11 protein-coding genes are annotated in these 8,880 nt (G+C 70.0%); all 11 read right to left on the bottom strand.

The features are described 5' to 3' along the window. Nucleotides 1-235, bottom strand: a 235-nt coding sequence (gene ndhC, locus I0Q12_RS32695; protein ID WP_231610493.1) for an NADH-quinone oxidoreductase subunit A, incomplete at its 3' end; no start/stop codon positions are given. Nucleotides 236-495: 260 nt separating this feature from the next. Then, complete coding sequence (locus tag I0Q12_RS12405) at nucleotides 496-900, bottom strand: hypothetical protein (protein WP_197252204.1); 405 nt, start codon at nucleotides 898-900, stop codon at nucleotides 496-498. Between the two features lie 66 nt (nucleotides 901-966). Beyond that, nucleotides 967-1,836, bottom strand: a complete 870-nt coding sequence (locus tag I0Q12_RS12410; RefSeq protein ID WP_197252205.1) for a DegV family protein — start codon at nucleotides 1,834-1,836, stop codon at nucleotides 967-969. Between the two features lie 5 nt (nucleotides 1,837-1,841). Further along, nucleotides 1,842-2,627, bottom strand: a complete 786-nt coding sequence (gene octT / locus I0Q12_RS12415) for a diglucosylglycerate octanoyltransferase (RefSeq protein ID WP_197252206.1) — start codon at nucleotides 2,625-2,627, stop codon at nucleotides 1,842-1,844. Further along, nucleotides 2,614-3,261: a histidine phosphatase family protein gene (locus I0Q12_RS12420; protein ID WP_197252207.1), complete on the bottom strand. Its 648-nt coding sequence runs from the start codon at nucleotides 3,259-3,261 to the stop codon at nucleotides 2,614-2,616. Before I0Q12_RS12420 ends, octT begins: the two co-directional genes overlap by 14 nt. Continuing rightward, complete coding sequence (gene rsfS / locus I0Q12_RS12425; RefSeq protein ID WP_197252208.1) at nucleotides 3,258-3,683, bottom strand: ribosome silencing factor; 426 nt, start codon at nucleotides 3,681-3,683, stop codon at nucleotides 3,258-3,260. The genes I0Q12_RS12420 and rsfS overlap by 4 nt, the downstream gene beginning before the upstream one ends. Further along, nucleotides 3,680-4,375: a nicotinate-nucleotide adenylyltransferase gene (gene nadD / locus I0Q12_RS12430; RefSeq protein WP_197252220.1), complete on the bottom strand. Its 696-nt coding sequence runs from the start codon at nucleotides 4,373-4,375 to the stop codon at nucleotides 3,680-3,682. Before nadD ends, rsfS begins: the two co-directional genes overlap by 4 nt. A gap of 110 nt (nucleotides 4,376-4,485) precedes the next feature. After that, the gene (locus I0Q12_RS12435; RefSeq protein WP_197252209.1) at nucleotides 4,486-5,766 is read right to left on the bottom strand and encodes a VWA domain-containing protein; all 1,281 of its coding nucleotides are present in this window, start codon (nucleotides 5,764-5,766) and stop codon (nucleotides 4,486-4,488) included. A 1-nt stretch (nucleotide 5,767) separates the two neighbouring features. After that, nucleotides 5,768-6,670: a MoxR family ATPase gene (locus tag I0Q12_RS12440; RefSeq protein ID WP_197252210.1), complete on the bottom strand. Its 903-nt coding sequence runs from the start codon at nucleotides 6,668-6,670 to the stop codon at nucleotides 5,768-5,770. A 15-nt stretch (nucleotides 6,671-6,685) separates the two neighbouring features. Next, nucleotides 6,686-7,981 (bottom strand): glutamate-5-semialdehyde dehydrogenase, encoded by a 1,296-nt coding sequence (locus I0Q12_RS12445; protein WP_197252211.1) that lies wholly within the window; start codon nucleotides 7,979-7,981, stop codon nucleotides 6,686-6,688. A gap of 35 nt (nucleotides 7,982-8,016) precedes the next feature. Then, nucleotides 8,017-8,880, bottom strand: an 864-nt coding sequence (locus tag I0Q12_RS12450) for a D-alanine--D-alanine ligase family protein (RefSeq protein WP_231610494.1), incomplete at its 5' end; no start/stop codon positions are given.

The following is an 8,880-nucleotide window of genomic DNA, read 5'->3' on the forward strand; positions in this document are numbered from 1 at the left end:
AGAGGAAGACGATCTCGATGTCGAAGATGATGAACAGCATCGCTGTCAGGTAGTACTTGACCGGGAACCGCCCGCCACCCGTGGGCGGCGGCGTCGGGTCGATCCCGCATTCGTAGGCCTCGAGTTTCGCCCGGTTGTATCGCCGGGGACCGACCAGTCCGGCCACCCCCACGGAGAACAGCGCGAAGACGACCGCGATCGCCCCGAGCACGAGGATCGGCACATAGAGGTTCATGTCCGCTGATCCCCCTTCTCGTGACCCCGGTGTGCTCGGCACGAAACCGACCGGTCTCACCGATCGCCTCGGCTCGATGCGTAACCGGAATCACTCCTTAGGCCTGGGTGTGATATGTGCGACTCACCCTACAAGGGTTGTCCCCAGCCTTGTCCCGATTTTCACGGTGCTTTCACGGTGCCGAAATTCGGTGGGATCGAAACGGATCCGTGACAAGCGACCACGCGAGTCGTCGCTGTCACAAACCCGTCACGGACAGGTCACACGCGGCGCAGGAGGGGCAGCGCCGCCTCGGCGAGCCGGAACGGATCGACCGGGTGCAGAACCGCCGCGTCGGCCCTCGACCAGGAGGCCAGCCACGCGTCGTCTCGGCGGCCCAGCAACAGCAGCAGGGGCGGGCACGGATCGATCTCGTCGCGCAGTTGCTTCGCCAGGCCGATGCCGCCGACCGGGGTCGCTTCCCCGTCGAGGACGGCGAGGGCGATGTCGCCCTCCTCCACGCGCCGGATGACGACCGGCGCGGTGGCCACCTCGACGTACTCGAGTTCCGGGAGATCCGGGTGTGGGCGCGTCCCCAGCGCACGCACGACCTGCGCGCGGGTGTTCGCGTCGTGGCTGTATACGAGCACACGCAACGGGGCTGCCCCGCCGGACGAGTCGGTCACGGACCCGATGCTAGGGCACCGACCGCACCACCGCCCGGATCCGACCGAATTCGGCGCGCGGCGAAATCACGGTTCCGCGTGGACGTTCCGATCCGGGTCCTGCCCGTCCCGCGAGACGACGATCCCGATCGCCCCGGGACCGACGTGTGCGCCCAGCACGGCGTCGAGTTCGGTCATCCGCAGTTCCGTGCCCTCCGGCAGCCGCCCGGTCAGTTCGTCGAGGAGGGACTTCGCGCGCTCGGGGGCGTCCCGGTGGTGCACCGCGACCTTCGGCTCGGCGATCTTCGCGACCTCGGCGCACTGGTCGACGACGGCCTCGACGAGCTTGGCGAGCGCCTTGGACATGGTCCGGGTCTTCTCCCGCAGGACGAGCTTGCCGTCGACGAGATGCAGGACCGGCTTCATCGACAGGGCCGTACCGAGCAACGCGGTCGCGGTGCCGATCCGGCCGCCGCGCCGCAGATGGTCGAGCCGGTCGACGACGAGCAGCGCGCGGCCGGCCTCGGCGACGTCGACGGCGCGCGCAAACACCTCGTCGAGCGACGCGCCGGTCTCGGCGAGCCGCGCCGCGGCGAGTGCCGAGAAGCCCAATCCCATTGCCGTGTTGCGAGAATCGACGAGACGCACGCGTCCCCCGAATGCGTCGGCCGCGTACTTGGCGGCCTCCCAGGTGCCGGACAGCTGCCGCGAGATGTGCACGGCGACCACGCCGTCACCGTCGCTGTCGGCGAGCGCCCGAGCGTAGACATCGGTGAGCTCGGCGGGCGCCGGCCCCGAGGTGGTCACCTTCGACAGGTCCTCGGGCAGTTCGTCGACGCCCTCGCGGAGCTCACGACCCTCGGAGATCACGTGCAGCGGCACGACACGGATGTCGTACCGCTCCACCGCTTCCCGATCCAGACAGCACGACGAATCGGTCACCACCACAACAGACACGTCGACTACCGTATGCCGTCTGCCACCGAATCCGCATCTCGGTGCACCATCCGCACCGCTTCGACCATCGCGGCGGCGACCTTGCGGTGCCCGTCCCAGCCCCAGTGGATACCGTCCGGGTTCGCGTCGTCCGATTGGATGTTCTCGCGGACCGCCGCCGCCAGATCGACCAGGGGAACGGACTTTTCGGCCGCCCACGCGGTGATCGCGCGGGCCGCCGCGGGACGGCCCTTGTGGACCGACGCGTACTGCTCGCTGCGGTGCACCGACGGCAGGGTGGCGATCACCGGCAGGTCGGGACGCATGTAGGCGAGCGAGTCGCGGATGGTCTCGAGGTATTCGACGCTCACCCGCGCCGGAAGCGCGACCGGCCAGCCGAGCGGCGACAGCCGTGGCTGGAGCCAGCCGTACGCGTTGCGCACGACGCGGCGCAGCGACGCCGGCCGCACGTAGCGGAGCTGTTCGCGCAGCGCGGTCGGCAGGGGCGACGGCAGCGTGTCCATGCCACCGACGGCGAGCACGACGGCACCCGCGCGCGGGATCGACGCCCATACACGGGGATCCTGCGTCATCGCCCACCACGCGTCGCGCGTCGTCCAGCCGATCCGGGCGATCAGCTCGACATCCCAGCCGAGTTCGGCCGCAGCGAGGTTCGGCCAGATCCGCGGATCGTCCGCGGGCAGGCCGCCCTTCGGGCCGTAGTAGCTGAGCGAGTCGCCGATGACCAGCAGGGTCGGTCGCGTCGATCCGCCGGTGGCGTCCGGAACCTCCGGTGCGTCAGAGGACGTCATCGGCCACCACGTTCGCCGTCGCGTTCCACACATCGAGCCGCCATGCGGGTTCCTCTCCGTAGCCGCTGAGCCGTACCCAACCGGTGTTGCCGAGACCGCCGAGGATCGGCCAGCGATCCACGGGCAGATCCAGGAGGGCGGCGGTGAGCGCGGCGATCAGCCCGCCGTGCGCGACCAGGACGATCGGCTGTTCCCCCCAGTGTTCGTACTTGTCGAGCAGTTCCCGCACGACCGGGACGGCACGCCGCGCCACGTCGACCCTGCTCTCCCCCTCCGGCGGTGCCCATGTCGCATCGGCGCGCCACGCGGCCCGGGCACCGGGCGCGACCGAGTCGACGTCGTGGTGCGTGAGCCCCTGCCACTTCCCGAGGTGCGTTTCCCGCAGGCGCGGGTCGATCTCGACGGGAACACCCGCGCTGTCGCCGAGCACGACCGCGGTGTCGTAGGCGCGCCGCAGGTCGGACGAGACGACCGCGAGCGGCTCGAACGCCGCGATCTCCCGTGCCGCGGCGACCGCCTGGCGCCGGCCCAGCTCGGACAGCTCGGTGTCGAGCTGGCCCTGCATGCGGCTGGTCGCGTTGTACTCGGTCTGTCCGTGACGCAGCAGGATCAGCCGGCGGACGATCTCCGTCACAGGTGGTCCGGGGTTTCCGGCAGCGCGTCGTGGGCGGGCGCGGTGAGGTTCCGTGTCGACGGTTCGATGCCCTCGACCGGCACGGTCGGGCAGTCCTTCCACAGCCGCTCGAGGGCGTAGAAGTTGCGTTCCTCGTCGTGCTGGATGTGCACGACGACATCGATGTAGTCGAGCAGCGTCCAGCGCCCTTCGCGGGTGCCCTCGCGGCGCACCGGCTTGTGGCCGGCCTCGCGCAGCTTCTCCTCGACGTTGTCGACGATCGCGTTGACCTGCCGCTCGTTCGCCGCGGAGGCGATCACGAAGCAGTCGGTGATCACGAGCTGCTCGGAGACGTCGAGCACCACGACGTCGGATGCCAGTTTCTCGTCGGCCGCCAGGGCCGCGATACGTGCCATCTCGATGGCTTCTGCCGATGCGCTCACTGCGTGCTCTTTCTCTCGGTTGCGGTGCGGGGCGGTTCCGGTGCGGCCCCGCGGCGGACCGTCTGCGGGTCGGTCACCGCGGCGGCCCCGTCGGGCCGCCGTGAATCCTGCGGACGATACAGATTGCGTTTGCTGATGTACTGCACCACCCCGTCCGGGACGAGGTACCACACCGGGCGGTTCGCGCTGACCCGCGTGCGGCAGTCCGTCGACGATATCGCCAGGGCGGGGATCTCGACGAGGCTCACAGCGTCGGCGGGCAGGCCTTCGAGGTGCGGCGCGAGGTGCTCGACGTTGAGGTCGTAGCCGGGCCGGGAGACGCCGACGAAGCGCGCACGGTCGAACAGCACCTGCCATTCCTGCCAGGACAGGATCGACGCGAGCGCGTCCGCGCCGGTGATGAAGTACAGCTCGGCATCGGGCAGCCGTTCGTGCAGGTCCCGCAGGGTGTCGACGGTGTACGTCGGCTTGCCGCGGTCGATGTCGACACGGCTGACGGAGAACCGGGGGTTCGACGCGGTCGCGATGACCGTCATCAGGTAGCGGTCCTCGGCGGAGCTGACGTGGCGGTCGGATTTCTGCCACGGCTGCCCGGTCGGCACGAAGATGACCTCGTCGAGACCGAAGCGGTCGGCGACTTCGCTGGCCGCCACGAGGTGTCCGTGGTGGATGGGATCGAACGTGCCGCCCATGACACCCACGCGCCGGGGCGGCGCGGGTTGCAGGTCGGATGGCTGTTGCACGGTTGACCAGCTTACGGGTTCACCGGCGCGGCCCTGCCTTCGCAGGGTCGGCAGGGGCGTCAGACCGGCAGGAGCGTCGACACGACCGCCGCGAGCTGCTGCGCGGTCCGGCACTCGTGCATGGTGACGACCTCGCTGTACACCTTCGCCGCCGAGTCGCCGGAACCCCACTGCCCCCGCGGTTCGGGGTTGAGCCAGTGCGCGTGCCGCGCGACCGTCACCAGATGCTCGAGCGCCTCACGGTTCGGATTGCGGTAGTTGGTACGCCCGTCGCCGAGGATCAGCAGCGAACTGCGGCTGGTGAGGCTGTGCGCATACTGCTCGGCGAACACCCCGATCGCGTTGCCGTAGTCCGAGTGCCCGTCGTACGCGATGAGATCGGCCTCGCGCAGCATCCGCGCCATCGACGTCCCCAGGTCGGAACCCGCGGAGAAGTAGTCGGTGACCTCGTCGGTGGTGTCGATGAACGCGAACACCCGCACCCGGGTGAACTGCTCGCGCAGCGCGTGCACCAGCAGCAACGTGAAGTGTGAGAACCCGGCGACGGACCCGGAGACGTCGCAGAGCACCACCAGTTCCGGGCGGGCCGGGCGCGGCTTGCGGTTGACCAGGTCGATCGGCACACCGCCGGTCGACATCGACTTGCGCAGGGTGCGGCGCAGGTCGATGGCCCCGGCGCGGGCCCGGCGCCGGCGTGCTGCGAGCCGGCTCGCCAGCAACCGGGCCAGCGGGGTGACGCTGCGGCGCGCGACCTCGGTCTCGTAGTCGCCGGCCGGTTCGTGCTCCTCCGACGACCCGTTGCCCAGCAGCCCCTCGAGGATGCGAGTGACGAGCGTTTCCGGTTTGACGTCCCGCAGCGCCTGATACGCGGAGAACGAGGGACCGTTCCCGGACTGGTACTGGCCGAGTTCCTCGACGAGCTGGGCGGTGAGCAGCTCGGTCAGCTCCAGCGCTTCGGGCGAATCGTCGGACAGCAGCTCGGCGATCAGGTCGCGCAGCGCCTCGAAGTCGATGTCCCCATCCGGTGTGCGCGGCAGCGACGGGTCGATTCCCCCTGCTTCGCGGTTCCCGACCGCGGCGGGGAACCACAGGTCGAACAGCGCGTCGAAGGTGGCGCGGTGGGTGGGCCGGCGCAGCAGCGTGCACGCGAGCCCCTCCCGCAGCGCCTCACGGTCGAGCAGGTCCAGCACCGTCATCACCTGACCGGCGTCGACGGTCTCCGACGGCCCGACCGCGATGCCGCGCCGGCGCAGCGCCTCGACGAAGCCGACGAGGTGGCCCGGCAACCCGTGCGGAGCGGCGGGCCCTCGGTTCTGCCCGGGCGGGCGTGCGCCGGCCATCTCAGTTCAGCCGCAGCTCGGCAGCAGCACGCTGCTGATCGGACTGGTGTTTGAGCACGACCCCGAGCGTGGTGCGAACCGCCGCGTCGTCGAGGGTGTCGAGTCCGAGCGCCAGCAGCGTGCGGCCCCAGTCGATCGTCTCGGCGACCGACGGCAGCTTCTTGAGCTGCATGCCGCGCAGCACCCGCACGGTGCGCACGAGCTGTTCGGCGACGGCCTCGGGCAGCTCCGGGACCCGGCTCGCCAGGATCCGGCGCTCGAGTTCCGCGTCCGGGAAGTCCAGGTGCAGGAACAGGCAGCGGCGCTTGAGCGCCTCGGACAGCTCCCGCGCCGCGTTCGAGGTGAGCACCGCGAACGGCTTGCGCACGGCGCGGATCGTCCCGAGTTCGGGGACGGTGACGGCGAAATCGCTGAGCACCTCGAGCAGCAGGCCCTCGATCTCCACGTCCGCCTTGTCGACCTCGTCGACGAGCAGCACCGTCGGATCCTCCCGGCGGATCGCCGTCAGCAGCGGCCGCGAGAGCAGGAACTCCTCGGAGAACACGTCCTGCTTCGTCGAATCCCACGACTCGCCGGTTCCGCTCGCGGCGTTCGCACCCGCCGCCTGGATCCGCAGGATCTGCTTGGCGTGATTCCACTCGTACAACGCGCGGGACTCGTCGACGCCCTCGTAGCACTGCAGGCGCACCAGTTCGGCGCCGGAGGTCTGCGCGACGGCACGCGCGAGTTCGGTCTTCCCGACACCGGCCGGCCCCTCGATGAGCAGCGGCTTGCCCAGCCGGTCCGCAAGGAACACGGCGGTGGCGGTTGCCTTGTCGGCGAGGTAACCCGTCTCCGCGAGACGTGTGATCACATCGTCGACGTCGGCGAAGATCGGCGGAGTGGTCGGCAGCGCACGATCCACGCTGGATCCTTTCGATCAGGCCGGGCGGGTGTGGCCGTCGCCCCACACCACCCACTTGGTGGAGGTCAGCTCCGGCAACCCCATCGGGCCGCGGGCGTGCAGCTTCTGGGTGGAGATGCCGATCTCGGCACCGAACCCGAACTGCTCGCCGTCGGTGAATGCGGTCGAAGCGTTGACCATAACCGCTGCGGCATCGACCCGCGCGGTGAACTCCCGGGCCGCAGCCAGATCCGAGGTGACGATCGCCTCGGTGTGGCCGGTGCCGTAGCGGTCGATGTGCTCGACCGCGGCATCCAGATCGTCGACGACGGCCATCGCCACGTCGAGTGTCAGGTACTCCTCGGACCAGTCCGCGTCCGTCGCCGGGACCATGCCGGGCAGGTCGCCGTGCACGACGACGCTGTGGGCCTGCATCACCTGCATCAGCTGCGGCACCGCGGTGTCGGCGATCGCCTTGTCCACCAGGATGGTCTCGACGGTGTTGCACACGCTCGGCCGGCGCGTCTTGGCGTTGACGACGATCTTCTCGGCCATCTCGAGGTCCGCGGCCGAGTGCACGTACACGTGGCAGTTGCCGACCCCGGTCTCGATGGTCGGCACCGTCGCGTCGCGCACGACCGCGGAGATCAGGCCCGCGCCACCGCGCGGGACGACGACGTCGACCAGGCCGCGGGCCTGGATCAGGTGGGTGACCGAGGAGCGGTCCTCGCTCGGCAGCAGCTGCACCGCGTCCGCGGGAAGCCCCTGCGCTTCGAGCGCGCCGCGCAGCGCCTCGACCAGTGCCGCGTTGGACCGCTTCGCCGACGACGAACCACGCAGCAGCGCGGCGTTGCCGGACTTGAGGGCGAGACCGAAGGCGTCGACGGTGACGTTGGGCCGGGCCTCGTACACCATGCCGACGACACCGAGGGGCACCCGCAGCTGCCGGATCTCGAGGCCGTTCGGCAGCGTCGAGCCGCGCACCACTTCACCGACCGGGTCCGGCAGACCGGCGACCTGACGCAGCCCGGACGCGATGCCCTCGATCCGGGCCTGGGTCAGCCGCAGGCGGTCCAGGATCGATTCCTCGGTCCCGGCTTCGCGTGCAGCGTCGACGTCCGCGGTGTTCGCGGCGAGAACCGCATCGGCCGCGGCGAGAACCGCGTCCGCCGCGGCGTGCAGCGCGGCGTCCTTTTCGACGGTGGTCAGCAGGGCGAGACGACGGGACGCGACCCGGGCACGACGCGCCGCGGCGTGCACGGCCTCGCGAATGTCCCCGGTGCCCTTTGCAGCAGCGTCCGATGCGGCGGTGTCGGGAGTCACGGCAGTCATGGTTGACAGAGTAGTCGCCGCGCCGGAACAGCCGCTCAGCGCAGCCCGGTGCCCCGGGCGAGAGCGGTCTGCACGAGGATCGAGACGAGCTCGCTGTAACCGATGCCCGCCGCCTCCCACATCCGCGGGTACATCGAGATCGACGTGAAGCCGGGCATCGTATTGATCTCGTTGATCACCGGTCCGTTGTCGGTCACGAAGAAGTCGACGCGCGACAGCCCCTGGCAATCGAGTGCCCGGAACGCGCGGATCGCGAGCGCCCGCAGTTCCTCGCTGACGTCGTCGTCGAGCTTTGCGGGCACGTCGAACTCGCACACGTCGTCGAGGTACTTGGTGTCGAAGTCGTAGAACGCCTCGTGGTTGCCGGAGCTGTCCGGCATGCGGATCTCGGCGACCACGCTGGCCCGCACGTCGCCGTCCGGGAATTCGAGCACGCCGCACTCGACCTCGCGCCCGACGATCGCGGATTCGACGATGACCTTCGGATCGTGCAGGCGCGCCTTCTCGAGTGCCGCGTCGAACGACTCCCAGTCGGCGACCCGGCTGATGCCGATGGACGAGCCGCCGCGGGCGGGCTTGACGAACACGGGCAGACCCAGCTGTTCCTTCTGCTCCTCGGTGAGCGAATCGACTCCCGGGCGCAGCACGATCTGGAATCCGACCGGCAGCCCCTCGGCGGCCAGCAGCTTCTTGGTGAATTCCTTGTCCATGCCCGCGGCACTGGCGAGCACACCCGGACCGACGTACGGGATGCCCGCGAGCTCGAGCAGCCCCTGGATCGTGCCGTCCTCCCCGTAGGCGCCGTGCAGCACCGGGAACACCACGTCGACCGACGCGAGGACCTTGCCGAACTCCCCTTCGTCGAGTGCGACGATGTCGCCGCTGCGGGTCGGGTCGGC

It is taken from the genome of Rhodococcus sp. CX, from assembly GCF_015865005.1.
In the GTDB taxonomy this organism is placed as follows: Bacteria; Actinomycetota; Actinomycetes; order Mycobacteriales; family Mycobacteriaceae; genus Rhodococcus.

Coding starts and splice junctions, on each gene's coding strand:
- I0Q12_RS12435 (WP_197252209.1), bottom strand. CDS start 5,766: ATGGCCGGCGCACGCCCGCCCGGGCAGAACCGAGGGCCCGCCGCTCCG.
- nadD (WP_197252220.1), bottom strand. CDS start 4,375: ATGGGCGGCACGTTCGATCCCATCCACCACGGACACCTCGTGGCGGCC.
- octT (WP_197252206.1), bottom strand. CDS start 2,627: ATGACGTCCTCTGACGCACCGGAGGTTCCGGACGCCACCGGCGGATCG.
- I0Q12_RS12445 (WP_197252211.1), bottom strand. CDS start 7,981: ATGACTGCCGTGACTCCCGACACCGCCGCATCGGACGCTGCTGCAAAG.